This is a genomic window from Mycolicibacterium sp. lyk4-40-TYG-92, assembly GCF_030209435.1.
Lineage (GTDB): Bacteria > Actinomycetota > Actinomycetes > Mycobacteriales > Mycobacteriaceae > Mycobacterium.
Genome location: NZ_JARVRX010000031.1, coordinates 1 through 24,926, shown reverse-complemented (window position 1 = coordinate 24,926; position 24,926 = coordinate 1). Strand labels below are relative to the sequence as shown.

Below are 24,926 nucleotides of genomic sequence, written 5' to 3'. Positions count from 1 at the left end.
GCACCTCCACGGGCGTGCACGCCCAGACCTTCTGCCTGGTGAAATCCGCATGAGCCATCCCGTGAACAACACCGCCGACGAACCGACGGCGGTCATCCCCAAGGCCCAGCAGCCGCCACACCGGTCGCTGATCGCCCGCCTGATCCGCACCTTCGCGATCCCGGTCATCCTGTTCTGGATCGGTGTCATCGTCTTCCTCGGCAGCGCGGTCCCGTCGCTGGACGAGGTCGGCAAGATGCGCTCGGTCTCGATGTCACCGGACCAGGCCGCGTCGGTCATCGCGACGAAGCGCGTCGGCGAGGTGTTCCAGGAGTTCAAGTCGAACAGCTCGGTCATGGTCGTGCTGGAGAGCGATCAACACCTCGGCGCCGAGGCACACGCCTACTACGACGAGATGATCAAGAAGCTCGAGGCCGACACCGGGCACGTCGAGCACATCCAGGACTTCTGGAGCGACCCGCTCACCGCGGCCGGCTCCCAGAGCAACGACGGCAAGGCCGCCTATGTGCAGGTCTACCTGCGCGGTAACCAGGGCGAATCGCTCGCCAACGAGTCCGTGCAGGCCGCGCAGGACATCATCAAGAGCATCAAGACGCCGCCCGGCCTGAAGGTCTACGTGACCGGCCCCGCGGCGCTCGCCGCGGACCAGCACATCGCCGGCGACCGCAGCGTCAAGATGATCGAGGGCGTCACGTTCCTGGTCATCATCGTCACCTTGCTGCTGGTGTACCGGTCGTTCATCACGGTGCTGCTGACCTTGCTGATGGTGGTGCTCGAGCTGTCCGCGGCGCAGGGCGTCGTCGCGGCACTGGGCTACTACGACATCATCGGTCTGTCGACGTTCGCCACCAACCTGCTGGTCACGCTGGCCATCGCGGCGGCAACCGACTACGCCATCTTCCTGATCGGCCGGTACCAGGAAGCCCGCGGCGCGGGCGAATCCCGCGAAGACGCCTACTACACGATGTTCGAGGGCACCGCCCACGTCGTGCTCGGCTCCGGCCTGACGGTCGCGGGCGCCACGTTCTGCCTGCACTTCACCCGGATGCCGTACTTCGTGTCGCTGGGCGTCCCGCTGGCCATCGGCATGGTCACGGTGGTGTTCGCCGCCCTGACGCTGGGCCCGGCCGTGATCTCGCTGGCCAGCCGGTTCCGCAAGACTCTCGAGCCCAAGCGCGCGATGCGGGTGCGCGGCTGGCGCAAGATCGGCGCCGTCGTGGTCCGCTGGCCGGCCCCCATCCTGGTCGGCACCATCGCGCTGTCCCTCGTCGGCCTGCTGACGCTGCCGGGCTACCAGCCCGCCTATAACGACCGCCTGTACCTGCCCACCGACATCCCCGCCAACGAGGGCTATGCCGCGGCGGACCGGCACTTCTCCCCGGCCCGGATGAACCCCGAGTTGATGCTCATCGAGAGCGACCACGATCTGCGCAACTCCGCCGACTTCCTGGTGATCGACAAGATCGCCAAGGCCATCTTCAAGGTCCCCGGCGTCTCCCGGTCGCAGACCATCACGCGCCCTGAAGGCAAGCCGATCGAGCACACCTCGATCCCGTTCCTGATGAGCATGAGCGGCACCTCGCAGAAGATGAACGAGAAGTACGCGCAGGACTCGATGGCCAACATGCTCAAGCAGGCCAACGACATGCAGACCAACATCGACACGATGAAGAAGATGCAGGGCATCACCACCCAGATGGCGGCCGTCACGCACAGCATGGTCGGCAAGATGGTCAACATGACGCTGGATGTGGCCGACCTGCGTGACCACATCTCGGACTTCGACGACTTCTTCCGGCCGATCCGCAACTACCTGTACTGGGAACCGCACTGCTACGACATCCCGGTCTGCTGGACCATGCGCTCGATCTTCGACACCCTCGACGGCATCGACACCATGACCGACGACATCCAGAATCTGATGCCGGACATGCTGAAGCTCGACAAGCTGATGCCTCAGATGGTCGCGTTGATGCCCGAGATGATCTCGACGATGACCAACATGAAGCGGTACATGCTGACCATGTACCAGACCCAGAAGGGTCTGCAGGATCAGATGCAGGCTCAGCAGGACAACGCGAGCGCCATGGGCGAGGCGTTCGACAACTCCCGCAACGACGACTCGTTCTACCTGCCGCCCGAGGTCTTCGACAACGCCGAATTCAAGCGCGGCATGAAGAACTTCATCTCGCCCGACGGCAAAGCAGTGCGGCTGATCATCTCGCATGAGGGCGAACCGATGAGCGCCGAAGGCATCTCGCACATCGACGCCATCAAGAACGCCGCCAAGGAGGCCATCAAGGGCACTCCGCTGGAGGGTTCCAAGATCTACCTCGGCGGCACCGCGGCGACCTTCAAGGATCTGCAGGAGGGCGCTGACTACGACCTCCTGATCGCCGGAATCTCCGCCCTCGCACTGATTTTCGCGATCATGCTGATCATCACGCGATCCGTGGTGGCCGCGGCGGTCATCGTCGGCACCGTGGTGTTGTCGCTGGGCGCATCATTCGGTCTGTCGGTCCTGCTGTGGCAGCACCTGATCGGGCTCAACCTGCACTGGATGGTCATCGCGATGGCGGTCATCATCCTGCTGGCCGTCGGCGCGGACTACAACCTGCTGCTCGTCGCCCGGTTCAAGGAAGAGATCCACGCCGGCCTCAACACCGGCATCATCCGGTCGATGGGCGGCACCGGTTCCGTGGTCACCTCGGCCGGCCTGGTCTTCGCGTTCACCATGATGTCCATGGCGGTCAGCGAGCTGCACGTGGTCGGCCAGGTGGGAACAACCATCGGTCTGGGTCTGTTGTTCGACACGTTGATCATCCGATCTCTGATGACGCCGGCCATCGCCGCCCTGATGGGCAAGTGGTTCTGGTGGCCGCAACGCGTGCGTCAGCGTCCGGTGCCCGAGCCGTGGCCCCAGCCCAAGCCGTCCGGCGAACTGCAAACGACTTCCAACAGCACAGGTATCTAGGAAACAGGAGAAGGACTATGGTCGAGATCATGCGTGGTCTGAAGCGTGCCGGTATCGGGATCGCGGCCTTGGGCGCCATCGCGACGACTCTGGCCGGACCGGCCGCGGTGACATTAGCCGGCTCCGCCAGCGCTGATGCCACCGACGACTACCCGATTCCCCACCGGATCATCATCACCACGTGTGATGCCGAGCAGTACCTGGCCGCCGCGCGCGACACCAGCCCGGTCTACTACTCGCGCTACATGATCGACATGCACAACCGCCCGGCCGACATCCAGCAGATGGCGCAGGACCGCATCCACTGGTTCTTCTCGCTCGACCCCGTCGGCCGCCGCCAGTACTCCGAGGACACCGCCACCAACGTCTACTACGAGCAGGTGGCCACCCACTGGGGCAACTGGGCCAAGATCTTCTTCAACAACAAGGGCGTCGTCGCCAAGGCCACCGACGTCTGCCAGAACTACCCCAAGGGCGATCTGTCCGTCTGGAACTGGGTCCAGGCGCCCTAATCCTCTTCAGTCCTCTTCCTGATTTCGGCGTGATTCGTAGCGGTGACCGCTACGAATCACGCCGTTTTCATAGCGCGTGCAGCGCGGTGACCAGGTCTCGCACATCCTCGGCGCGCTGCTCGTAACCCGGGAAATAGCAACAGATTTCGTCGACGTGCGCGCCGAAGCGACGACCGATCTCGGCGGCGCAGTCCTCCGGGGTGCCGACGATGCCGATGGTCCGGACCATGTCGTCGCTGATCAACGCCCGCATGCCGGCGAAGTCACCGATCTTGGACATGGCGTTGAGTTGGGGCTGCAGGTCCGCCCAGCCCTCGGTCTCGAGCACCGGCAGATAGGCCGGTGTGGAGCCGTAGAACGCGATCAGCGTGGCGACACCGTTGATCGCCGCGGTCAGGTCTTCCTCGGTGCGTCCCACCGCCACCATGGCCTGCGCGATGATCTGCAGATCGCCCCGGGTACGCCCGGCCCGCTGCAATCCCTCCCCCACTGCCACCAGGGTCCGGTCCGCGAAATGGCGGGCGCTGTGGAACGGCATCACGAGTAGACCGTCGGCGACCTCGGCAGCGGTGCGGGTCATGATGGGCCCCAGCGCGCCCATGAGCACCGCCGGCGGGCCGTACGGGTTCGGGCCGGGATTGAAGTTCGGCGGCATCAGGGTGTGGGTGAAGTGCTTGCCGCGAAAATTCAACGGCGCCTTGCCTTCCCAGCAGTCGAAGATCGCCTTGATCGCGGTGACGGTCTCGGCCATCTTCTCGGCGGGCTTGGCCCACTGTGCGCCGTACCGCTTTTCGATGTGCACCTTGATCTGTGAGCCCAGGCCGAGGCGGAAGCGCCCGCCGCTGTACACCTGCAGGTCGTACGCGGCGTGCGCGAGATGCAGCGGGCTGCGCGGACCGGCGATCGCGACGTTGGTCATCAGGTCCACGTCGGCGGCCCCGGCGGCCGCGACGAGTGGCAGGAAGACGTCGTGCGGGCCTTCGAAGGTGAACACCCCGTCGGCGCCGAGCCCGGCCAGTTCGCGCGCGTGGTCGGCTGCCCGCTGGGGTGCACCGTCGATCTGGAGTTGTACGCGCATGGTTGAAGGCCCCTCGTCAGTTCCCGACGTAATCCAGAATCGCCGCGGCCACCTCGGCCGGGCGGTCGACCTGCAGGAAATGCCCTGCCCCATCGATGGTTTGGACCACCGACCCGGCCGGCAGCGTGTTGAGCAGCTGCTCGGTGTAGCCGACCTGCATGGCGCCGTCGTCCGTACCGTGCAGGTACAGGATCGGCGTGCACGGCAGCTCCTGCACATACCGTTCGAACTCGGCGTACGGCGCACCGACACCGCCCCGGCGCACCAGCGCCCGGTAGTAGCCGATCGCGGCGCCACGATGCTCAGGGGTCGGCAGCGCGGCGAGCGTCGTCGCGACGTCTTCGGCGACGTCGGTTCCCACCGGCGACCAGTCGCGCCAGAGCCGCGGGATGACCCGGTGCAGGGTGCGCTCCGGCAGGCCGGGGAGCTGAAAGTACATGATGTACCAACTCATCCGGAGCTGGATCAGGCTCATCCGGACCGCACGGGCGGCGCCGAACCGCGTCTGGCTCATCGCCGCCAGCGGTGGGACGGACATCGACACCACCGCATCGAACGGCGAATTCGGATACGCGGCAACGGCATTGGCAGCGAAGGCGCCCCAGTCGTGCCCTACCAGTACGGCGTCGGGCCCGCCGCCCAGTGCGTCGTAGAGGTCCAGCGCGTCCGACACCAGCGCGCCGATGTGATAGTTGCCATCGGCCGGCACCGCACTCGGCGCGTAACCGCGCATGAAGGGCGCCACGACCCGGTAGCCCGCCGCCGCGAGCAGCGGGGCGACCCGCCGCCAGCCGTGTGCACTGTCCGGAAAACCGTGCAGGCACAACATCAATCGCCCGTCGGACGGGCCCCACGCCAGCGCGCGCATACGCAGGCGCGGCAGTGCGAGATCCAGGGTCTGCGGTTTGGCCATCATCACTACGGGGTCAGCGTGACCTTGATGCAGTCCGCGGTCCGCGCCGCGACGGCGGCATAGGCCTTCGGCGCATCATCGAGCGACATCGCGTGGGTGAAGATGCCGTCGACGTCGAGCCGGCCCGACCGCAACAGCGGGATGAGCGCCGGCCAGGTCTGCTGCACCGGCGCGGTGGTCATGCGCAGCGTGATGCTGCGGATCAGCGACAGCGTCGCGGGGAACGGGAACGGGTTGAGGTCGTGCACGCCGACCACCGACACCGTGCCGCCGGCACGCACGGTGGTCAGCGCCGCGTTCATGGTGGTGTCGTTGCCGACCGCATCGATCACGGAGGCCGCTCCCCTGCCGCCCGTCGCCTCATGGACGGCGCCGATCTGCTCCGGCGTGATCGCGGTGGCGCCGCTGCGCGCGGCCATCTCGCGGCGCCCCTCGACCGGGTCGACGGCGAACACCTGGCCCGCGCCCTGCGCAATGGCGCAGCGCACCGCGCACAGCCCGACCGCACCGAGGCCGAAGACGACGACGGTGCCGCCGGGCGGGATGTCGGCGCGCTGCGCCGCGGCCCAGCCGGTGGCGAGGTTGTCGGTAAGCAACAGCGCGGCCTCGGCGCTGAGATCACCTGGCAGCAGGTGCAATTGGAAATCGGCGGACGGCACGGCGAGCAGCTCGGCCTGCGCGCCGCCGAGCACCCCCGAGCCGAAGATCTGCGGACCCGACACACAAGTGATCGGGTCCAAGGTGGCGCAGCCGACGCAGTGGCCGCAACCGGCCACCGACGAAATCAGCACCGGGTCACCGACTTTGACGGTGCGCACCTCAGGACCCACCTCGACCACCGTGCCGATGGCCTCGTGGCCGAGCGCCAGCGGCGTGGCCAACGGGTAGTCACCTTCGTAGAAATGCAGGTCCGATCCGCAGATGGCCGCCGTGGTGATCTGCACGACGGCGCCGTCGGGCCCGGGCAGCACCGGGTCGGGCACGGTGTCGACGTAGACGTTCCCGGGGGCGTCGATCAATACGGTTCTCAACTGTCCACCTCTGCTGATCCAGTGTTCCGTAACGGTGTTACAGAGTCACCTTACGGAGTCCGGATCCCGCTGTGTAGAGAACCCTCGGCAAGCCCCCGCGGCAGCCGTCTCGAGCAGCACGACTGACCGCGGGGAGAACGTCAGACCACCTCGCGACGCCGACGCCCGATGTAGACGCTCAGGCCGATGGCGCCCAGGCTCAGCACACCGCAGGTGACCGCGGCGATGGTGAGCGCCTTGTTCGGGTTCTCCAGCCCCTTCTGGTCGTTGACCAGTTGCAGGTTGTAGTCGCCGGGCAACGGTGCCTCACGCGGCTCGTCGAGGCCCGGGAACTGCTGCGTCCGGTGCACCTCGAATTGCCGTTCGCCACTGGGGCTCTGGGTCCACTGGCCCCAGGCCGGAGTGACTCCGTCGAGCAGCACGCGGCGTTCGCCGTACTGCGCGTCGTCACCGGCGTCGACGATGCGCTGCACCCGGAACGGCTGGTAGACCGCGTCCGAATAGCGAACCTGCACAGGCACATTCGCGTAGCTCAGCACCGGCGGGGGCGGCGGGGGCAGCGGCACGCCGACACCCGGGTAGTAGCCGCCACCGAAGAAACTGCCCACTGCCACGTTGACCGCGGTGTTGACGGCGTTCACCACGACCGCGGTGAAGCTGTACGCCGCGAGGTCGGCGACCTCCATGACGATGCGCTGCAGCGGCGGGATGTACACGATGCGCGGGGCGTTCCGGTAGACGTACACCACCCGCACGGGATCGCGGTACGGGTTGAACAGCACCGGGCGGTAGTAGTCGTCGTACTGCACCCAGTCGGGCCGCCACTGCCGCACGCGGTTGTCCCAGTCCCGGCCCATCGGCCGGTCATCACGACGGTCCCAATCCGTCCGGTTGTCACGGCGGTCCCAGTCGGGGCGGTTGTCGCGATAGTCCCAGTCGGCACGGCTGTCGAACCGGAAGTTGGCGACGTTGACGACCTTGGCGAGGTCGGCGACGTCGTGCACCGGTGCCGGTTCCGGCAGCTTCACGTCGACCGCGGCGGCGGCCTTCGCGGTGGCGATGTCCTCGGCCGGCGCGGTCACCGTCTCGGGCTTGAGCAGCTCGATCGGCCGCACCTCGCGGGAGGTCGACGGCGACGCCGACTTCGACGAACCGGCCGTCACCGTGGCCGACGCCGAGGCCGAGGCTTCGGCCCGACCGGGACCGGCCTCGATGCGCTCACCGAGGTGCCCCTCCAGGCCGGCGACCGGCTTGCCTTCTGCCACCGTGCGATCCGCCGGCGGTGTCGCCTTGTCCGGGTCGATGGCACCGGCCGGCGCCGGACGCTCTGCGAGCGCCGTGGTCGGGCCCTGCGTCGCGGACGTCCCCGATGGAGCGGACTTGTCCGGCTCGGCAACGACGGTCGAAGGACGCGTTGCGGTGGTCGGGTCAGCCGGCGCTTCCTGTGCCTTGGTGACCTTGGTGGTCGGCGCGGGTGCTTCGGTGTGCGACGGCGGAGCCGCGACGACGGGCGTCTCGACCGGCGCCGTGGTGGTCACGGGAGCCTGCGTCGTCTTCTCCGGCGCCTTGCTCTCCGGGACCTTGTTCTCCGGGGCGGTCACCACAGGAGCTGCCGGCGCGACAGGAGCCGCGGGCGGGTCGGCCGGCGGCTTGGCCTGCACCGGCGGCACGTCGGCGGGAACCTGCCGGCTCGGCGCCTCGGCCTCTGCCGGCTGTTCCCGCTGCTTGCGTCCCCGCTGGCCACCGTCCTGCCCGTAGCCGCCACCGGACCCTGACCCGTCCTGCGCCGACGACGAATCCTGTTTCGGCGGCTTGGGCATCAGTGTGGTGGTGCTCGAGCTGTCTGAATCACCGCTCGGTTTGGCGGACACCGGAGCCGCGCCCACGGTGAGCGCGGTCAACGTCGTCGCCATGCCTGCGGCGACGACTCCTGCGAGCCGGCGCTGCCGGCGTGCCTGCTGATTGATTTTGTTATCGGATTTATTGGTTCGAGTGCCCATCGCGCATCGACTCCCTGCTGTGTCGCAACGTCTCACCGAGTCCATCTACTTAGACGGGCTCGGCGTTACATTCGACGTCTACTTGCCGGGGTTTGTTCCGGCTGCGACCGACGCGGCCGGGCCACCGGCCGGTGCCGGTGCCGTCGATCCGGCCGGGAACCCGGTCACCGCCACGCCGGGGGTGCCGACCCGTCCCGCCAACCACGGGAAGCTGGTCTGGAACGCCGTCACCGCGAAGGGCCAGTCGTGCTTGCCCGGTTGCGCGACGACGGCGCAGTCGATGCCCACCTGACGCCCGAGGGCGCACAACGTCTTGCCGGCCTCGGTCTGGTCGCCGGGGTTGCCGGCGCCGTCGCGGCCGCCGAGACCGACGGCGTCGGGGTGCGCCTTGGGCCCTTTCCACTGGGTCGGGGCATCCGACGAGATGGCGAACCAACCCGAGACACCTTGATAAGGACCGTGTTTGGTCATCACCGTGCGGGGATCGAAGGCCGCCCACTGCGCTTCACTGCCGCCGTAGAGCCGGGCGATGGTCTGCTCTTTGGTGCCCGCGTTGGGGCCCATGTCGCCGGCGATGTCGACGAACGTGCCGAACAGTTCGGGGTGCATCACCGCGAGGTCCACCGCGCAGGTGCCGCCCATGGACCAGCCGACGACGCCCCAGTTGGCGGGTTTGGCGCTGACGCCGAACGTGGACTCCACGTATGGGGGCACGTCCTTGGTGAGGTGGTCGGCGACGTTGCCGCGCGGGCCGTTGACGCACTCGGTGTCGTTGTTGAACGATCCGCCCGCGTCGACGAAGACGAATACGGGCGCATTGCCGCCGTGAGCGGCGGCGAAGCTGTCGAAGAGGCTGGCGACGTTGCCGATGCGCAGCCAGTCCGCCGGAGTGTTGAACTCGCCGGCGACCATCATCACGGCGGGCAGTGCGGGGGCATTGTGAGCGAACCATGCCGGCGGCAGGTAGACCACTTCACTGCGGTGCTTGAAGCCCGAGGCGGTGTCCGGGATGTCGACGTGGACCACCGCGCCGTGCGAAGGGACCATGCCGGCCGCCTTCATCGAGGTGACGCTGGACATCTCGGTCTCGTCGGTCAGCGGGCCGGCAGTCAGCTCATTCCATGCGGCCTGCACTGTCATGAAGTATCCGACCCAGTCGTTGAGTGCCACACCCGCACTCAGCACGCACAGTGGCACGGCGAGCACCGAGACCGCGCGGCGCCACCATTGCGCGCCACGCCAACCCAGCACCAGCACGCCGAGCGCGAGCGCGGACAGACCGATCCAGACCCATAGCGAATCCGGCGCGGGATTGCCGGCCAAGCCTTGCGACGTGGTGAACCAGTTGGCCCATGCGGCGGCCGCGATGCCGATGACGGCGCAGACCGGCAGCCACAGGTACCGCCAGCGACGACCTCGCCAGCCAATAGCCAGCACCAGGACGATCGCGGCAATCACCTGGATGGTGATTGGCAGCCATCCGTAGAGCAGAGACAGTCCGTGGTGATTAGGGGCGACAACGGGCGGGAGCGGCGGGGCGATAGGGCCGCCCGGGGCGTCGGCAAGAAGCGTCGTCGTCACAGAATTCGATGATGGTGGCGCTAGCTGTGCGCCGGCTGTGCTGACCGCATGAGGCTCGTGAGCTTCAGCCCAAGCCGATGCCCACCCCGAAATACAGTTCGGGTACGACGCCCGGATACAGGTCGCGAGGGTTGGCCCCACCAGCCTGCCCCGGAATGCCGACGCAGACGTCCTCCTCGACGCCGTCGACGTGTCGGCTCTGGCAGGTGGCCGGCTGATCCGCGGCCGCGGCCGGCGCCGTCACAAGCCCGGCACCGAGAATCGCCAACAGCGCGGCGGCCGGCCGGCACCGCCACGCGGTCTTGTGCATCGCCGTCGTTGTGTTCGCCATAACTCATCCAGGCATTCGTGGCCGTACCGGATTTCGGTCCTATGAGCAGTCTGCGCCCCGGCGAATGGCATTACCAGGCGTCTCCCGATCAATGCCTCGGCCCGAATTCACTTCAGTAACACCAGCCACAGCCGTCACATAGGAAACTCTAATGTGGATCAGTAACTCAGATCACTTCAATCACAGTTGCATCACTGAGCACGACTGAATCATTAATAACAAAAGAATCACAGGCCCCATGTGTGCCTATAACCACACGGTAAACACTAGCCCCGTAACAACTCACTGACCTGCAGCGACACGCTGGATAACAACTGTCAGTGCCGTCTCTTCTGCATCAGAAATATGCAGAAACACTAAATTTACTCGAAGAATAACAATTACCCCATTAGCACAGCTGATTATCAGGCTTAACGTCTGTATAGACAGCACCACGCGTCAATTGCGAACCATTTTGCGATCGGAATCAGGCCGTTCGCACAACAGGATGGAGGTGGGTATGAGCGGGCACCTATTTGTTCGTGCGGTCGCCATATCCGGCGTACTCGCGATCTCCCAACTGTCGTTGGCGATCTCCGAGGCAAACGCCGAACCCAACTGGGATGCCATCGCCCAGTGCGAATCGGGGGGCAACTGGTCGGCCAACACCGGCAACGGCTACTACGGCGGGCTGCAGTTCAGTCCCGGCACCTGGACCGCCAACGGCGGCACCGGCTCACCGGCAGCGGCCAGCCGCGGAGAACAGATCCGCGTGGCCCGAAATGTCATGAAGACACAGGGAATTGGTGCATGGCCGGTATGCGGAAGCGCGGTCGGGCAAGCTCAGGCACCCAACGTCTGCCGCACTCTCGTGCAGTTCATCCCGCTGTCGAACCTGCCGTTCCTGTGCCGGACGCTGCTGAGCGTCTTCCGCTGACGGCCGGCGGTACTACCTACTACTCAGCAGGGCGAGTTCCTGCTCGGTGACCAAGCGCTCCATCTCGGCGCGATAGGCCCGGTCGTCAGACGGACGACGGGTGACGGCGGCGGTGACCTGCGCGACGATGCGTTCCACCTTGCGAGCTGTAGACATTGGACGCTCCCAACCACGAACTGAATGGCCTGACTGCCCTCAAGCCACTCTCATCACATTGGTCTACACGCGTCACATTTTGGATACGGCTGCATCACATGTCGCACACTTTGGCGTGCCGTGCGCGTGTCTCATCAAAAGCGCATGAGACCGTGCCGCGCCCCGGAACCACGACCTCCCTCAGGCGGCGTCGGCGCGGAGTGCGGCCAACAGGGCCGGTGCCGCTTCGTCGAAGAAGCTGTCCTGCGAGTCCCCGCCGATCTGCACAAGGGCGATATCGGTGAACCCGGCGTCCCGATAGGCGCTGACGGCCTCGACGACGGCGTCGATATCGGGGCCGCAAGGGATCTGCTCTGCCACGTCCTCCGGTCGCACGAATTGCGTCGCGGCGTCGAAAGCCTTGGGGTTCGGCAGCTCTGCGTTGGTCGGCCAGCCGCCGCCGAACCACCGGAACTGTTCGTGCGCCCGCTCCACCGCCTTGTCGCGGTCCCGGTCCCAGCAGATCGGCAATTGCGCCACCGCACGTCCCGTCGTGTCCAGGCCCTGAACCCGGCGCTCATGGATCCACTGATCGACGATCGGCTTGTCCGGCGAAACGTCGATCATGAAGTCGGCGAAGTCGGCCAGCCGGCTGACCGCCTTCTCCCCCGTCATCGAGATGCCGATCGGAACGGGGTCGGCCGGCAGGTCCCACAGCCGACCGCCGTCGACTTGGAAGTACTCGCCCTTGTGGTTGACCACCCCGCCGTCGAGGAGCTGACGAATGATCTTCGTCGCCTCACACAGCATGTCGAGCCGGCGCTCGTAGCCCGGCCAACCCTGGCCCACCACGTGTTCATTGAGGTTCTCACCGGTCCCCAGGCCGAGCAGAAACCTGCCGTCGGCCAAGATCTGCGCCGTCGCGGCCTGTTGTGCGACGACGGCCGGGTGGTACCGCATCGTCGGGCACGTGACATAGGAACAGAGCTCCACCCGGCTGGTCGCGTGCGCAACGGCACCCAGTACCAGCCAGGCGTTGGGCGCATGCCCCTGTGACACCAGCCACGGCGAATAGTGATCACTGCAGACCTCGAAGTCGAAGCCCAGCTCCTCGGCCCGAACAGCATGTCTGACAAGCTCTTTCGGGCCGCACTGCTCAGTCATGAGGGTGTAGCCGAATGATGTCATGCGGTCGCCTCTCCGATGTCGCGCCAACTACTGATCCGACTGATTCGCGCGCTCCCGGGCTTCTGCCGCTTTCGCGGCACCCCGGGCGGATTCCGCCTCGGCTTCTCTCTTCGCCGCGTCGCGCTGTGCTTCGCCCTTGTCCTGCTGCGCCTGCCCCTCCCGGAACAGGTCATCGCGCCCGATCACCGCGCCGAGCAACGTCTTCACCTTGCCCTTGATGCCTTCGACGACACCCTTGGCAGCTTCTTCCGGACCGCTCTTACCCATGAGCTCCTCTTTCCGGTCGTGGTTTCGCGGCGACCGAGCCATCCGGCCGCCATAGGCTGAGTTCCCCGACCACCGGATGCGAAACATTGGCCGCGCGGACCACGAAGAAGTCTCAGTCCCCCAACGACGCCAGGTACCGGATTCCGCCGATGCCCGGGAGGAAGAAGTAACCGCCGCCCTTCATCGTGGTGAACGCCGGAAGTCCCTTGTGCACCTTGCGGATCGGCCGCTTCGGGACGGTGAAATCCAAGGTTCCGTCCTGTGTGCCGCAGATCGGATCGTGTTCGTTGCCGAGTTCATGGAACGCCTTGTCGTTGATCCAGACGTTCTGCGCAAACTCGAACTGGCGCACCAGATCCGCACAGATGATGAAGGCCGCGATGCCGCGGTCGACACCGTCGTCCGGCGCCCCGTCGGGCAGTGCCGGACCGTACGTCGCGCCGCGTCGGATCATCCGGCGGCGATTCATGTAGTGCGCGGTGTCGCGGGGATTCAGCCGCCGCGCGTGCGCCCCCAGCGGACACGCATAGCCGAACGGATCTTCTTCCTTGTAGTTGAAGTTGTTGTTGCGCATCGGATCCGCCCCCAACTCCGGGTCGTCCTTGTCCGGCGCCAGCACCAGTGGGGCGCCGCTGCGCCACCGCCCCATGAACTTGGCGGCCAGCAGCTCCTCACCGTCAGGACTGTCCGCATTCTGGCGCAGGTAATCGCGAAATACGCCGACGTGCTCTTCGAGTCTGCGGTACGCCATATAGCTGCCGTTGCGCGAAAGAACCTCAGGCTGAGGCAGATTCAGCACGGTGCCATTCTCGTCGTCGTACCCGAGAATGAACTCCCCGGGTTCCAGCGGGTCGCCCGAACCCGGCGTCGGCTCCTCCCCCGACCCCTTCATGACCGGTTGCGACAACCGATCCCGGAAACCGAAGTGATCGTGAGCGTAGTTGAACGGCGGCGTGGCATTGAGGTCCAGATACGACAGGCTGCGCACACCATCGGTCCGCGCGAGCAGGTCGTCATGCGCCGCGATGGACTTCGCATTCTGTTCGTCCGTGCGGGAGAACAAGATTGCGATGGCGTGCAGGTCGTCACCGGCCAGCCCGCCCACCCAGTGCTCCGGTGCGCCAGACCCGACGTCACCCAGAATGCCGGCCCGCGACGCCATCCCCTCCCGGAATGCATCGGGGAAGGTCGCCAACGATTCCTCCGGCACACCCAGTGCCCGCAGGCCATTCCAGGTGAACGCCAACGTGACCCAGCGATCGGACTCGTCCATCGTCGCCTTGGCGGCGGTCGCCGACTGCACCTTGTCCTGCATCTCCGACAACCACGCCCGGCCACCTTCAGGGGTGTCGAACGTCAGGAATTCATAACGCCCGGTGAGCGCGGGGGTTCGCGTCAGCAGGATGTGCTGGATGTCGTCGAACTCGAGCATTACTGCATTTGATCGAGCATCGTCGAGAACGCCGCCTTCAGCCGCAGTGCCTTCTTGATCTCATCCGCGGTCACGTACGGATACTCGCCGTACTCCAGGAAGCTCGGCTGCTGGTGGTCCCGGACGAACTTGATGAATGCCTCGGTGTTGGTTCGCCAGTCCTCAGGGAAGCCTTCGAGATTGGTGAACACCGTCGTGATGCCAGTCGCACTGAAGAGGGCGACCGCGTCCTCTGTGTACTTGTCGAAGTCGGTGTCGAAGATGCCCATGTACTGAAAGTGCAGACCGGAGCCCACGTCGAACAGGTTCCAGCGCAGGTAGTGCAAACGCAGCGGCGCCAACGCTTCCGGTGTCGCCTTGATGGTCTCCTCGATGGTCTTGCCGTACGCCCTGACCACGTCCTCGCGACCCTCTTTCACCTTCGCGATGATCGAGAAGCCGTAGCAGGCCGGGGTCTTCGGGAACACGGGACCGTAGCGGCCCCGCACCTCCTCGAAGTAGCCCTCCTTGGGAATCGCCATGGCGGCCGGCTTGGTCCAATCCTGATTGTTCTCACCCATGTCGGCCTCCGGTTGTTTGTCCCCTACGCCGGACGCTAACACCGCCGGCGAAGTGTCCGAAGCAATCGTCAATATCTGAGCGCAATAACTGCCAACTACCTCTCCTGCTCGGCCCGGTCCAATTACTCTGAGCCCACACCGGTTTCCGCGCACCGGCGGCGTGCCGACCACCGCGGACCCAGCCGTCCGGAAGAAGAAGCCCATGCGATTGAAGCAGCGCACCCTGAGTTTGGGTCTGGCGCTCACGTTTGTGCCCATCGGTCTCAGTGCGGCAGCACCCGCCGCGGCCGACTGCACCGGTGCCGGGTACGCCACCGTGTGCGCGCAGGGTGACGTTCGCGGCGGCGGGCCCACCCCGCCCTCCGCGGCCTACCCCTCGTACTGCGCCGACCCCTGGTATTGCGACGACGGCTGGGGCGTGGACGTCGTCCTGCCTCTGCCACCACGCCCGCCGCTGCGTCCCGGTGGCGGTGGCGGCATCGGTCCGCGGCGCTGATTCCCCTCATTTCACCAACCTTTAGGAGCAACCCCACATGACGATCCGCAACATCATCGGTGCCGGTCTGGTCGCCGGTGCGACGTTCATCGGCACAGCCACGACTGCCATCGCCGACCCACCCGACTGCACTGCGGGCGACCTCGCCAATGTGATGTCCGGCGTCAACGCCGCGACCGCGTCGTACCTGTTCACCCACCCGGACGTGAACGCGTTCTTCACGGGTCTCAAGGGCAAGACGCGGGACCAGATGCGCACCGAGATCACCACCTACATGGATGCGAATCCTCAAGTGAAGGCTGAAATCGAAGGTATCCGCCAGCCGGCGGCCGACTTCCGCGCGCGCTGCAACGCACCGGCGCCGGACGGTCCGATGAACTGACCAGCCTTAAGCGCCAATCGCCCTTTCCGCATCATCGATTCGCGTTAGAGTTCGGCCAGCCATTCCGCCGCCCGCCGCAAGGCGAGCGGCAGATTTGGCTGGACGGGAGCTCGACGCCATGAAGACTTCAGTGCAGATCGCCGGCGCAATCGGCGCCAGCGCGTTGGCCGTGCTGGCAGCCGCCGGCTGCAGTAGCGATTCCAAGTCGAAGGAGTCGTCGACGTCGGCGTCATCGTCGGCCAGTTCCTCAGCCAGTTCGACGTCGAGTTCCGCTGCGGCGCAACCGACCGACTACTCGGCGTTGCTGATCAAGGGCACCGACCTGGTCGCGCCGGAGGTGTTCACCGCAAGCGCGCCGATCCAGAATCCCAACGGCCAGCCCGGCGTCGCAACCTCGTTCAGCAACCCCGACGGCACCCACGTCGTCGGCGACACGATCCTGATCCTGCCGGATGCCACCGCTGCGGCGGGTGCCCTCGACGCGGCCAAGGGCACGCTCGCCGCCAACGTCGTCGGAGGGACGCCCGCTCCTTCTGACATCGGTACCGGCGGCGTCTTGGCGTCGGGCAGCTCGCCCGACAAGTCCAAATCGGTGACCGTGCTGCTGTTCACCGAAGGCAAGGCGTTCGTCACCCTCGAATTCGACGGACCCGCAGGCGCCGACGCACCGCCCGACTTCGTCACCGATGTCGGGCAGAAGCAGGCGGCGGCGATCAAGGACGGGCTGAAGGGCTGACGTTCGGCCAATCCGTCCCTTAACCGCAGCCAACTGCCACCACCCGCAAGTTGGGATCGGTAGCCGAATCGTTGTTGTGTCCTTGCCATGTAGGCGTCCCAAACGGATTCCAATCGGTGCGCCGTAGCGTCCCGAGGCGGTCACCGCTGACCGCATCCGACAAACGGACCCCTACCGATTAGTGACCGGAAACAACGAAAGGCTGCAATGACTGAGATACCGCCCGGCAATTACCCCCCGCCGCCCGTCAGCGGCTTTCCGCCCGCGGGTGGGCCGCCCAACAACAACCTCGTGCTGGGCATCCTCGTCACCATTTTCTGCTGCCTACCGTTCGGCATCGTGTCCATCGTCAAGGCGACTCAGGTCTCGGGCCTGTGGGCCCAGGGCCAGCCCCAGGCGGCGCAGGCAGCCGCTGACGAGGCCAAGAAATGGGCGACGTGGGGTGCGATCGCCGGCGCCGTGGTGCTCGTGATCTACCTGGTGTTCACCTTCGTCATCGGCGCATCGTCCTACGGGGCAGCCTTTACCTGATGCCACTCGGCGGTGGCCGCCACACCCGCAGTGGTGTTGGCGGTTCACCGCCGAGGGAATCCGCCGACAGCGTTGGGCCACAACGGATTACCGCAGGCCGCAGGTTTAACCTACGGCCTGCGACTACCTGCCGCTTGGTATCGCGGTGTGCGCTCAGCTTCCGCAGTGGATGTGGAACTGCTCCCAGCCGTTGGCCGCCGTCGCATCGGAATGGATGGTGTCAGTGGTCCGTCCACCACCGCCCACGGCGGTGAGGAAATGCCCGTCGATGGTGCCGATCGAATACACGGTCTGGCCGCCCGGGGCCGACGGAAGCTTCGTGACGGTGAATTTCTCCCAACCCTGCAACTGCGTGGCGTCGGAGTGGATGACGTCGGTGGTCCGTCCGCCACCGCCCACGGCAGTGAGGTAATGCCCATCAAAGGCTCTGATGCCGTAGTGGGTTCCGTCACCGGCGTCGACGAGCGCAAAGGTCTCCCAGGTTCCGGCCCGCACTGCATCCGTGTGGATCACGTCGAACGATGGTTGGCCGAGTCCCGTCAACCCGCCGCTGTTGACTGCCGTCACATAGTGCCCGTTGGTGGTCTTGAAAGTGCAGTTGGTCTTTGTTGGGGTGGCCGCCGCGGCCACACCGGACAGGCTCACGGCCATGACAGCCATCGCTGAAACGCCGGCGACGGCGAGCAGTCGCCTGTGCTTACGCGCAGACGTCGGCTTCGGCGCGGACGCCGACGGGACACTGTCAGTCGGCGACTGGGGGTTGATATTGGCGATCATGAAGTGCTCCTTCGAAGTGACCGGGGTCCTGGTTGGCCCCTTACACAGGTAGGAGTAGCGAGCCCTGCAAGAGGGGACACATTTTTACGAGTTGATCTTTGCGGGCCTGCAGCACGCCGGCATCACACCCGAACAGTCACCTCAGTCAGCGCACGGTCCATGACGTTGAGCGCCCGGACGGCCGCGCGTACCGGACCTGGCCGCATCTCCGGCAGACCGATATCGAAGACGGCTGCTTCACTTCGCTTCTCAACTTGGGCGTCGTCGCCGGCGATCAGTTTTCGTACCCGGGCTATCGCGTCGTCCGCGCGGGCCGCGGCCTGGTGCAACGCATCGTCGGCACCATCCGGTGGCGGCCCGGCATGCGACGCGGTGACCCCGGCGCGCGCCAACGCATGCGCGGAACGGTTGGCGACCTGCAATCCGCGCATCAGGCGCCGGACCCCGTGCCGCATTTCCGAAACCGGGCCCATCTGAAGCGGTTTGCCGGCGGTGATGGCTTCCTTCAAGGAGTTGTCCATCCGGCGGGTGTCGGCAACCAGGTCAGCGGCATCGCCTGCGGTGAGAACCGCCGTCACCGCGGTGTCGATCACCCGCTCCATCTGGTCGAGGTAACCGGTCACCTTCTCGGCGAACGTGGCTCGGGTCTTGGTGGAGAAGACGAGATAGGCAGACGCGATGCCCACCAGGCTTCCCACTGCGGTTTCCGCGATGCGCACCTCGAGGACCTGGGCACTGAAGTTGCCAAGGAGCCCGTACAACATCGCCAGCAGGACCGTCACGAAGAACGTCAACCAGAAGTAGGCGACGGTCGCCAGGTAGAACGCGAAGAACACACAGACCACCAGGACGACGATCTGCAGCGCCGGATTCCGCCCGATCTCGGCGGCGAGAAGGACGCCCGCCACCACACCGGCGATGGTGCCGACGATGCGATGGCCGGCGCGCGAAAGGATCTCGCCGCGCGTCGTGACACCCGTGAACACCAGGAACGCCGTCAGCACCGCCCAGTACCCACGGTCCGGTGAGATGAGGTTGCCCAAAACCGTTGCGGCACTGGTCGCCACCGCGACCTGAATTGCGGCTTTGGTGCTGGGATTCAGTCCGGTCGGCGCGTCCTCTTCGTCGTCAACGCTGGTGCCGGCGGCGGCGATATCGTCGTCGCTGATGCCGCGGGCGTTGGTGGTGATGTGGTGAATTGCCAAGTGCGCCTGCATCGCCCGGTATGCGGTGACAGTCGCGACGCCGGCGGAGGTCGACAGGTCGGCCTTGTCCGCCGCAGCGGCACCCATCCGTCTGGCCTGCCGCAACTGTTCGTCGGTGGGGTTGTTGTCCAGGCAGATGCGCAGCGCCGCGACCGCATCGACCAGACCCTCCGGCCACGGCTCGTCCTGATCCAGCCACCACAGGAACGACGCCGCCTGTTCCAGCATGATCTGCGCCTCGAACACCCGCAGCGCCAGGTCCTTGCTGGTGACGCTGAGTGATTTCGCGGCCTCGTGGCGGTCCAGCCAGTCGTCGATGAGGAGCGCCGTCTCACCCAGCTGGTCGAGTTCGTGTCTCGCCACGTCGGCGCTGACCTGACCACGGCGGGTGGCGACGTCCAGGGTCGAGAGCGACGCGGCGCGCAGTGCCGACAGCAGCCGACGAGCCTCCACACGTGGCCGTTCCGGAAACAGCAGCACGTGCACCAGCAGCGACGACACGATTCCCACCGCGACGGCGACTGCCAGCACCGGAATCTGATGCACCGGGGTCCGCAGGAACATCACGAAGAAGTAGGAGATGAACGCGACCATCCCGAGCGCGTTTCCGCGCGGACCGTACCGCCGCACCCACACCGCGGCGAACAGCACCGCGATGAAACCGACGTCGACGATCTTCCCGTGGGGCGCCAGAAACGCGGCCAGGGCCATGGCGCCGATCGCCGGGAAGAACAGCAGCACCGTGGTGATGTTGCGGCTGCGTTGGTCGCGGTCTTTGACCGCGGCGGAGGCCTGCATCGCGACCACCGCGCCCAGCATCGCGACAGTCACCGGTTGCCCGGCCGCACGCGTGAACGCCAGCATCGCACCGATCGCCAGCAGCAGAGAGATCGTGGTCGCCGCCGCACTGCGCAGCCGGATGCGGCCGGGGTCGGCAGCACTCAGAACACTTGCTCTCCGCACCGCTGCCGAAAATTGCACAGGTCAATTCTGCGACATCTGGCTGTGTCGGCTGATGGACGTCTGCGCATCAGCTCCCCGGCTCTCTCGAGTTCGTTGTTGCCGCGAACGACGAGCCGAGGTAGTACCGGCGCGCCACCCGGACCGGTACTGACACTGAAAATGCCAGTGTCAACGGCCGGCTTCGTGACCGAAAGGCGGTCAGACCGCAACCAGGGGCCGCGTGATCTGGTCGTCGTCGGCCGGTCTGTAGGGACCGGGCTTGGGCGCCGGCTTGCCGCCGGGAAAAGCGAGCCGGAGGATCGTTCGCTGAACGCTGCCGAACTGCTTACCCAGCCGCCCAGTGTTGTAAGGCAGCCCGTAGCGCTCGCAGATGTCTTTGACCTTGGGCGCGATCTCCGCGTACCGACTCGACGGCATATCGGGGAAGAGGTGGTGCTCCACCTGGTAACCCAAATTTCCCGACAGCACGTGGAAGACAGGCGAGCCGTCGATGTTGGCCGCCGCCACCAGCTGGCGTAGGTAGAAGCCGCCTCGAGTCTCGTTTTCGACTTCTTCCTCGCTGAATGTGTATGTCTGATCAGGGAAGTGTCCGCAGAAGATGATCGCGTAGGACCAGACATTGCGAATCAGGTTGGCCGTGAAGTTTGCCTTCAGGGTGCGCTTGAAACCCTTCGTCCCGGACAGTGCCGGGAATGCGATGTAGTCCTTGACGATCTGGCGCCAGGCCTTGTAACCGATGCCGCGCAACTCTTTTAGCAACTGTGCTTTGCTCTTGGTGCCGCTGCGTATGGCCTCGGCGTCGAGATCGTGCAGGGCGACGCCCCATTCGAAGAACCCGGCGAGTATCAGGTTGTAGAAGGGTTGCAGTAGATAGATCGGGTGCCAGGCCTGGTGCGGATCGATCCGCATGATCTCGTAGCCGAGGTCTTTGTCCTTGCCTCGGATATTTGTGTACGTGTGGTGGACGTAGTTGTGAGAGTGCTTCCACGCGTCGGCGGGTGACGCGGTATCCCAGTCCCACGTCGCCGAGTTGATACGCGGATCCTGCATCCAGTCCCATTGGCCGTGCAGAACGTTGTGACCGATCTCCATGTTTTCGAGAATCTTCGCGATGGCGAGCACGGCCGTGCCGAGCAACCACGCCGGCCGGTAGCGGGAGCCGAGCAAAATCGCCCGTGAGAGCAGTGCCAGTTCGCGATGCAGCGCGATGATGCTGCGGATGTAGTGGGCGTCGCGGTCGCCGAGGCTGTTGAACACCTCGTCGTGGATGGCATCGAACTCCTTGCCGATCGCCTCGATCTCACTTGGCGTGAGTCGTGCCAACGGACTCTCGATCATCGAGTTGCTCATCGTGTCGGACACCTTTCTAGAGGTCGATCTTGACGGGTCCGTCAGCGCAGTTGATGCACGTACGGATCTCCACGCCGGAATGCGTCAGTTCGCCTGTGCGCAGGTCACGCACCGATCCTGCGGCCAGCTTGCCGGTACACGTGTGGCATATCCCCATGCGACAGCCGTACGGCAAATCCAGGCCTTCTTCTTCGCCGGCCACGAGAATCGGCGTCGTTCCGTCACAGTCGGCGGTGGTCCCGGATCGAGTGAACTCGATGGTGCCGCCGCGCCCACTGATGGCGAGGCCGACGTAATGCTCGAACGATTCCACGTGCAGCCGCCCGGGCAGGCCCGCGTCGGCGAAGTGTTCTCTCAGCGCCTCGAGCATCGCCCCAGGGCCACACGCGTAGGTCTCGCGATCCCGCCAGTCCGGGCACGCCTCGCCGAGATGCTCGGGCAGCAGGCGTCCAGCTGTGCTCGTCTCGCGCAGACTGTATCGATAGCTGTCGTAGCGGTCATTGAGCCCGGCGAGGTCCCCGGCGAAGATAGCCTCGGCTGCCGTCCGCGCGGAATGGACGTGAACAATGTCAGGCACCTCGCGGCGGCGGTCGAGCGCTCGCAGCATGGCCATGACCGGGGTGATACCACTGCCTGCCGTGAGAAACAGCAACTTGGGTGGCGGCGGGTCGGGCAGCGTGAACTCACCCTCTACTTCACCGAGAGTGACCACGGAGCCCGGCGCCTGAGTCGAGTTCAAGAAGCGCGACACGACACCGTCCGCCGTTTGTTTGACGGTAATGGTCAGTTGGCCGTCGGGCCGGGCCGCGTCGCTGCTGAGCGAATATGCTCGCCAGTGCCGTTTGCCTTGGATATCGAAGCCGATGCGCAGGTACTGTCCGGGAACATGCCCGCGCCAGCGGAAGCCCGGCGTGATGAATACCGTTACGCTGTCATCGGTTTCGCGATGCACTCGCTCTATCCGGCCGCGTAGCTCCTCCGTGGACCAGAGTGGGGTGATGAGCTCCAGATAGTCGTCGAGCTTCAGCGGCCAGGTGAAGTACTCCATACCGCGCAGCACCATGCGGGCCACGCGCGGCATCTGAACCTGTGTCCCACGTTCCGGCATGTGGCCACCTTCTTCGCACCTACGGCTGGCTGCGGATGTGACTACCCTCACGGCCGGGCGCCCAAACGGTCGCACTGCTCGTATTTTTCGGCGTGCCGTTCCGGAACCGCCGACATGGCCGAATACCGGCGCTCGCACCGCTCGGCCGCGGACCAGTCAGGGAGCCCCGCATAGGCTTGATCAAGTGAACATCGCCGACTGGCCGTCACTGACCGATCAACGCGACGTCGCCGCAGACCTATATGGACACGACCGGGGAAACCGACTGGTCACCGAATGGCTGCACGATCAAACAGCCAAGGTCGACAGCACCGAGTTCGCCCGACAGTTTTCTGATCACATCGCTCTGCCCGGCGTGGTACCCGCCGACTACGCCCACCGCATGATCAGTTGCCGCGCCGGAAACCTGCTGGGCGGCATAAGGTTCTACCGCCGCAATCTCGACCGGCCCTTCGTGGAAGTCATCGGCCACAGCTTCACCGACCTCGAGGCGCTACGCGACTGCGTCCGCACCGAGTGGTCCATGTTCAGACCCCTGGACCTACGCCTGCGCATCCGCCCCGACACCCTGACCGGCCCACACCTGCGTCTCGACGTCAGCATCCACGCCGCCCCCTACGCCCACATGACACCACCCGATGGCCGCGTCGTCCTACGGCCCTTCGCGCACGTCGATGACGCAATCGCGCTGGTACAGAAACGCTTTGAGCACATGCGCGAAACGCAACCCGACCTGTACGCCAATGTCTCCCCCGCCGAACCGGACGACATCCTGGACTGGCACACCGCCGGCCAGTTACGGGCCATCGTCGCTGACAACCACGTCGTCGGGTTGCTGGCGATCACGCCGGGGGCCGTGGACTGGATCCACGGTGAGGAAGTACGCGAGGAGATCGTCGACGCGGCATTCGTTGGCCGCGGCTATGCGGCGTCCGCGCAGTCGGCGTGGGCACACACCATGGCCCACGACCGGTCGGTGCGTCTGGTCGGCACCATCGACCATCTGAATCTCGCGTCCCGGAAATCGGCGCAGCGCGCCGGGCGCCCACACGTGCTCGACGACGTCTTCGTTTCACTGAACTGAGATCGAAGCAGCTGTAAAGCATCAGCCGAAACACTGTCGCCCATCACCCGAAGGCGAAACGTCAGGCATCACCCGACGTCATACACCGTCTGAAGTAGGGCCGTCTGAAGTAGGGCGGGCGGGGCTCGAACCCGCGACCAAGGGATTATGAGTCCCCGGCTCTAACCAACTGAGCTACCGCCCCATCGCGAAGATCGCGGCCACTATGGTCGCACGCCGGTCCGGGAGCATGAGGCACGGGCTGACCTGGCGCATACACCGCCAGGCATCATGTTGAGCGTGACCGGCTCTCATTCGTTCGACAAAGCCCTGGAACTGCAGCCCATCGATGACACGCGTATGCGTGGCCGCACGCAGCCGGACTGGGCGAACATGGTCGGCCCGTTCGGCGGGATCACCGCCGCAGCGCTGTTACACGCGGTCGAGCTGCGGCCGGACCGCATCGGTGAACCGCTGGCGCTCACGGTCAACTTCGCAGCGCCCATCACCGACGGTGAGTTCGACATCTCGCTCAAGGCCGCGCGGACCAACCGCACGAACCAGCACTGGATCGCCGAACTCAGCCAAGACGGTGACATCAAGACCACGGCCACCATGGTTTTCGGCATTCGCCGCGACACTTGGTCGGACGACGAGTCCCGCATGCCGAGTGTGCCTGGGCCCGAGGGGCTCGAAATCAGTGGTCCGCCGCTGCCGTGGGTGAGCCAGTACGACATGCGTTTCGTCGAAAACCCTTTTCCCGCAGAGGATGCCCAGCCCAGTGAGTCGTCCCGGACGACGCTGTGGGTGCGAGACGCAAAACAGCGCGGCCTCGATTTCGCCGCCCTCGCTGCGATGTCCGACATCTTCTATCCCCGGGTCTTCCTGCGGCGCGGCGGATTCTTCCCGGCCGGCACCATCTCACTGACTACGTACTTCCATGCCAACGGGCACGAGCTCGAAAACATCGGCGGCGACTACGTATTGGGCAGTGCCCACGCAAACCGCTTCTCGGACGGGTACTTCGACCAGAGCGCGCATGTGTGGTCCCGCGATGGCGAGCTGCTCGCCAGTACCCATCAGATCGTCTACTTCAAAGGCTGACGCGCTACGGGCGCTGCGCCGTCGAAGAGGTCGAACGGCACTCACTGCGTCTCCGCGAGTCGCGTCGTCGACGAGCGAATCGTAGCGGCGCACGCGGCACTGCCGTCGCGGCTTTGGATGCCTCGGCGGAATGCCGGATCAGTTTGCGGGACTGTCACTTTCGCCGCCGTCAGCGTCGCCGCACTCTGTCGGGTAGAGGGTGGGGCGGTGGTAGTGGTTTGTTCGGGGTTGGCCGACGTCGAGTAGTGGTGGTGGGGTCCAGTGGGTGCGGCCGTCGGGGCCCATGGTGGTGC

24 protein-coding genes and 1 tRNA gene are annotated in these 24,926 nt (G+C 65.7%); 9 read left to right on the top strand and 16 right to left on the bottom strand.

Annotation, left to right across the window (positions count from 1 at the left end):
- The first annotated feature begins 49 nt into the window (after window positions 1–49).
- Window positions 50–2,974 carry an MMPL/RND family transporter gene (locus QRN63_RS29430; protein WP_285034568.1) on the top strand — a complete coding sequence of 975 codons (2,925 nt, stop codon included), beginning with the start codon at window positions 50–52 and terminating at the stop codon, window positions 2,972–2,974.
- A gap of 29 nt (window positions 2,975–3,003) precedes the next feature.
- Complete coding sequence (locus QRN63_RS29425) at window positions 3,004–3,486, top strand: DUF5078 domain-containing protein (RefSeq protein ID WP_267319150.1); 483 nt, start codon at window positions 3,004–3,006, stop codon at window positions 3,484–3,486.
- A gap of 67 nt (window positions 3,487–3,553) precedes the next feature.
- Here QRN63_RS29425 and QRN63_RS29420 read toward each other — a convergent pair whose 3' ends face one another.
- From QRN63_RS29420 to QRN63_RS29395, 6 genes are all read right to left on the bottom strand, one after another.
- Window positions 3,554–4,564, bottom strand: a complete 1,011-nt coding sequence (locus tag QRN63_RS29420) for a TIGR03617 family F420-dependent LLM class oxidoreductase (protein ID WP_285034567.1) — start codon at window positions 4,562–4,564, stop codon at window positions 3,554–3,556.
- A gap of 16 nt (window positions 4,565–4,580) precedes the next feature.
- Window positions 4,581–5,477 carry an alpha/beta fold hydrolase gene (locus QRN63_RS29415; RefSeq protein ID WP_285034566.1) on the bottom strand — a complete coding sequence of 299 codons (897 nt, stop codon included), beginning with the start codon at window positions 5,475–5,477 and terminating at the stop codon, window positions 4,581–4,583.
- 5 nt (window positions 5,478–5,482) lie between these two features.
- Complete coding sequence (locus QRN63_RS29410) at window positions 5,483–6,508, bottom strand: zinc-binding dehydrogenase (protein ID WP_285034565.1); 1,026 nt, start codon at window positions 6,506–6,508, stop codon at window positions 5,483–5,485.
- A 140-nt stretch (window positions 6,509–6,648) separates the two neighbouring features.
- Window positions 6,649–8,421, bottom strand: a complete 1,773-nt coding sequence (locus tag QRN63_RS29405; protein WP_285034564.1) for a hypothetical protein — start codon at window positions 8,419–8,421, stop codon at window positions 6,649–6,651.
- A gap of 165 nt (window positions 8,422–8,586) precedes the next feature.
- A complete protein-coding gene (locus QRN63_RS29400; RefSeq protein ID WP_410506123.1) occupies window positions 8,587–10,089 on the bottom strand; it encodes an alpha/beta hydrolase in 1,503 nt (500 codons plus the stop codon).
- Between the two features lie 64 nt (window positions 10,090–10,153).
- The gene (locus tag QRN63_RS29395; protein ID WP_285034563.1) at window positions 10,154–10,420 is read right to left on the bottom strand and encodes a hypothetical protein; all 267 of its coding nucleotides are present in this window, start codon (window positions 10,418–10,420) and stop codon (window positions 10,154–10,156) included.
- A 499-nt stretch (window positions 10,421–10,919) separates the two neighbouring features.
- Between QRN63_RS29395 and QRN63_RS29390 the strand changes: the two genes are divergently transcribed.
- Window positions 10,920–11,336, top strand: coding sequence for a transglycosylase family protein (locus QRN63_RS29390; RefSeq protein WP_267319156.1), 417 nt, complete (start codon window positions 10,920–10,922; stop codon window positions 11,334–11,336).
- 12 nt (window positions 11,337–11,348) lie between these two features.
- On the opposite strand, the gene QRN63_RS29385 is transcribed toward QRN63_RS29390, so the two are convergent.
- From QRN63_RS29385 to QRN63_RS29365, 5 genes are all read right to left on the bottom strand, one after another.
- The gene (locus QRN63_RS29385) at window positions 11,349–11,492 is read right to left on the bottom strand and encodes a hypothetical protein (RefSeq protein WP_267319157.1); all 144 of its coding nucleotides are present in this window, start codon (window positions 11,490–11,492) and stop codon (window positions 11,349–11,351) included.
- A 180-nt stretch (window positions 11,493–11,672) separates the two neighbouring features.
- The gene (locus QRN63_RS29380; protein ID WP_285034562.1) at window positions 11,673–12,659 is read right to left on the bottom strand and encodes a TIGR03557 family F420-dependent LLM class oxidoreductase; all 987 of its coding nucleotides are present in this window, start codon (window positions 12,657–12,659) and stop codon (window positions 11,673–11,675) included.
- 27 nt (window positions 12,660–12,686) lie between these two features.
- Window positions 12,687–12,926 carry a microaggregate-binding protein 1 gene (gene mbp1, locus QRN63_RS29375; RefSeq protein ID WP_285034561.1) on the bottom strand — a complete coding sequence of 80 codons (240 nt, stop codon included), beginning with the start codon at window positions 12,924–12,926 and terminating at the stop codon, window positions 12,687–12,689.
- A 112-nt stretch (window positions 12,927–13,038) separates the two neighbouring features.
- Window positions 13,039–14,358 (bottom strand): Dyp-type peroxidase, encoded by a 1,320-nt coding sequence (locus QRN63_RS29370; protein ID WP_285034560.1) that lies wholly within the window; start codon window positions 14,356–14,358, stop codon window positions 13,039–13,041.
- Window positions 14,358–14,918, bottom strand: a complete 561-nt coding sequence (locus QRN63_RS29365; RefSeq protein WP_285034559.1) for a hypothetical protein — start codon at window positions 14,916–14,918, stop codon at window positions 14,358–14,360. Before QRN63_RS29365 ends, QRN63_RS29370 begins: the two co-directional genes overlap by 1 nt.
- Before the next feature lie 202 nt (window positions 14,919–15,120).
- Between QRN63_RS29365 and QRN63_RS29360 the strand changes: the two genes are divergently transcribed.
- From QRN63_RS29360 to QRN63_RS29345, 4 genes are all read left to right on the top strand, one after another.
- A complete protein-coding gene (locus QRN63_RS29360; RefSeq protein WP_267319161.1) occupies window positions 15,121–15,414 on the top strand; it encodes a hypothetical protein in 294 nt (97 codons plus the stop codon).
- A gap of 37 nt (window positions 15,415–15,451) precedes the next feature.
- On the top strand, window positions 15,452–15,796 hold the full coding sequence (locus QRN63_RS29355) for a heme-binding protein (RefSeq protein WP_267319162.1): 345 nt from the start codon (window positions 15,452–15,454) through the stop codon (window positions 15,794–15,796).
- 118 nt (window positions 15,797–15,914) lie between these two features.
- The gene (locus QRN63_RS29350) at window positions 15,915–16,532 is read left to right on the top strand and encodes a hypothetical protein (RefSeq protein WP_267319163.1); all 618 of its coding nucleotides are present in this window, start codon (window positions 15,915–15,917) and stop codon (window positions 16,530–16,532) included.
- Between the two features lie 207 nt (window positions 16,533–16,739).
- Window positions 16,740–17,063, top strand: coding sequence for a CD225/dispanin family protein (locus tag QRN63_RS29345; protein ID WP_267319164.1), 324 nt, complete (start codon window positions 16,740–16,742; stop codon window positions 17,061–17,063).
- 153 nt (window positions 17,064–17,216) lie between these two features.
- Here QRN63_RS29345 and QRN63_RS29340 read toward each other — a convergent pair whose 3' ends face one another.
- From QRN63_RS29340 to QRN63_RS29325, 4 genes are all read right to left on the bottom strand, one after another.
- On the bottom strand, window positions 17,217–17,840 hold the full coding sequence (locus QRN63_RS29340) for a fascin domain-containing protein (protein WP_285034558.1): 624 nt from the start codon (window positions 17,838–17,840) through the stop codon (window positions 17,217–17,219).
- 122 nt (window positions 17,841–17,962) lie between these two features.
- A complete protein-coding gene (locus tag QRN63_RS29335) occupies window positions 17,963–20,026 on the bottom strand; it encodes an FUSC family protein (RefSeq protein ID WP_285034557.1) in 2,064 nt (687 codons plus the stop codon).
- Window positions 20,027–20,206: 180 nt separating this feature from the next.
- The gene (locus tag QRN63_RS29330; RefSeq protein ID WP_285034556.1) at window positions 20,207–21,358 is read right to left on the bottom strand and encodes a fatty acid desaturase family protein; all 1,152 of its coding nucleotides are present in this window, start codon (window positions 21,356–21,358) and stop codon (window positions 20,207–20,209) included.
- Window positions 21,359–21,374: 16 nt separating this feature from the next.
- Window positions 21,375–22,466, bottom strand: coding sequence for a ferredoxin reductase (locus QRN63_RS29325; RefSeq protein WP_285034555.1), 1,092 nt, complete (start codon window positions 22,464–22,466; stop codon window positions 21,375–21,377).
- A gap of 184 nt (window positions 22,467–22,650) precedes the next feature.
- Here QRN63_RS29325 and QRN63_RS29320 point away from each other — a divergent pair, with 184 nt between their 5' ends.
- Window positions 22,651–23,550, top strand: a complete 900-nt coding sequence (locus QRN63_RS29320) for a GNAT family N-acetyltransferase (protein ID WP_285034554.1) — start codon at window positions 22,651–22,653, stop codon at window positions 23,548–23,550.
- Between the two features lie 110 nt (window positions 23,551–23,660).
- Here the strand turns inward: QRN63_RS29320 and QRN63_RS29315 are convergent.
- Window positions 23,661–23,734: transfer RNA gene (locus QRN63_RS29315), tRNA-Ile, on the bottom strand.
- A gap of 95 nt (window positions 23,735–23,829) precedes the next feature.
- On the opposite strand from QRN63_RS29315, the gene QRN63_RS29310 reads away from it, so the two are divergent.
- Entirely contained in the window at window positions 23,830–24,633 is an 804-nt protein-coding gene (locus QRN63_RS29310; RefSeq protein WP_285034553.1) for an acyl-CoA thioesterase, read from the top strand.
- Window positions 24,634–24,926: the final 293 nt, after the last annotated feature.

Bases quoted from the DNA above. Each gene is read 5' to 3' on its own strand.
- QRN63_RS29430 (WP_285034568.1), top strand. From the start codon at position 50: ATGAGCCATCCCGTGAACAACACCGCCGACGAACCGACGGCGGTCATC.
- QRN63_RS29425 (WP_267319150.1), top strand. From the start codon at position 3,004: ATGCGTGGTCTGAAGCGTGCCGGTATCGGGATCGCGGCCTTGGGCGCC.
- QRN63_RS29420 (WP_285034567.1), bottom strand. From the start codon at position 4,564: ATGCGCGTACAACTCCAGATCGACGGTGCACCCCAGCGGGCAGCCGAC.
- QRN63_RS29415 (WP_285034566.1), bottom strand. From the start codon at position 5,477: ATGGCCAAACCGCAGACCCTGGATCTCGCACTGCCGCGCCTGCGTATG.
- QRN63_RS29405 (WP_285034564.1), bottom strand. From the start codon at position 8,421: ATGGCGACGACGTTGACCGCGCTCACCGTGGGCGCGGCTCCGGTGTCC.
- QRN63_RS29395 (WP_285034563.1), bottom strand. From the start codon at position 10,420: ATGGCGAACACAACGACGGCGATGCACAAGACCGCGTGGCGGTGCCGG.
- QRN63_RS29390 (WP_267319156.1), top strand. From the start codon at position 10,920: ATGAGCGGGCACCTATTTGTTCGTGCGGTCGCCATATCCGGCGTACTC.
- QRN63_RS29385 (WP_267319157.1), bottom strand. From the start codon at position 11,492: ATGTCTACAGCTCGCAAGGTGGAACGCATCGTCGCGCAGGTCACCGCC.
- QRN63_RS29380 (WP_285034562.1), bottom strand. From the start codon at position 12,659: ATGACATCATTCGGCTACACCCTCATGACTGAGCAGTGCGGCCCGAAA.
- mbp1 (WP_285034561.1), bottom strand. From the start codon at position 12,926: ATGGGTAAGAGCGGTCCGGAAGAAGCTGCCAAGGGTGTCGTCGAAGGC.
- QRN63_RS29370 (WP_285034560.1), bottom strand. From the start codon at position 14,358: ATGCTCGAGTTCGACGACATCCAGCACATCCTGCTGACGCGAACCCCC.
- QRN63_RS29365 (WP_285034559.1), bottom strand. From the start codon at position 14,918: ATGGGTGAGAACAATCAGGATTGGACCAAGCCGGCCGCCATGGCGATT.
- QRN63_RS29360 (WP_267319161.1), top strand. From the start codon at position 15,121: ATGCGATTGAAGCAGCGCACCCTGAGTTTGGGTCTGGCGCTCACGTTT.
- QRN63_RS29355 (WP_267319162.1), top strand. From the start codon at position 15,452: ATGACGATCCGCAACATCATCGGTGCCGGTCTGGTCGCCGGTGCGACG.
- QRN63_RS29350 (WP_267319163.1), top strand. From the start codon at position 15,915: ATGAAGACTTCAGTGCAGATCGCCGGCGCAATCGGCGCCAGCGCGTTG.
- QRN63_RS29345 (WP_267319164.1), top strand. From the start codon at position 16,740: ATGACTGAGATACCGCCCGGCAATTACCCCCCGCCGCCCGTCAGCGGC.
- QRN63_RS29340 (WP_285034558.1), bottom strand. From the start codon at position 17,840: ATGATCGCCAATATCAACCCCCAGTCGCCGACTGACAGTGTCCCGTCG.
- QRN63_RS29330 (WP_285034556.1), bottom strand. From the start codon at position 21,358: ATGAGCAACTCGATGATCGAGAGTCCGTTGGCACGACTCACGCCAAGT.
- QRN63_RS29325 (WP_285034555.1), bottom strand. From the start codon at position 22,466: ATGCCGGAACGTGGGACACAGGTTCAGATGCCGCGCGTGGCCCGCATG.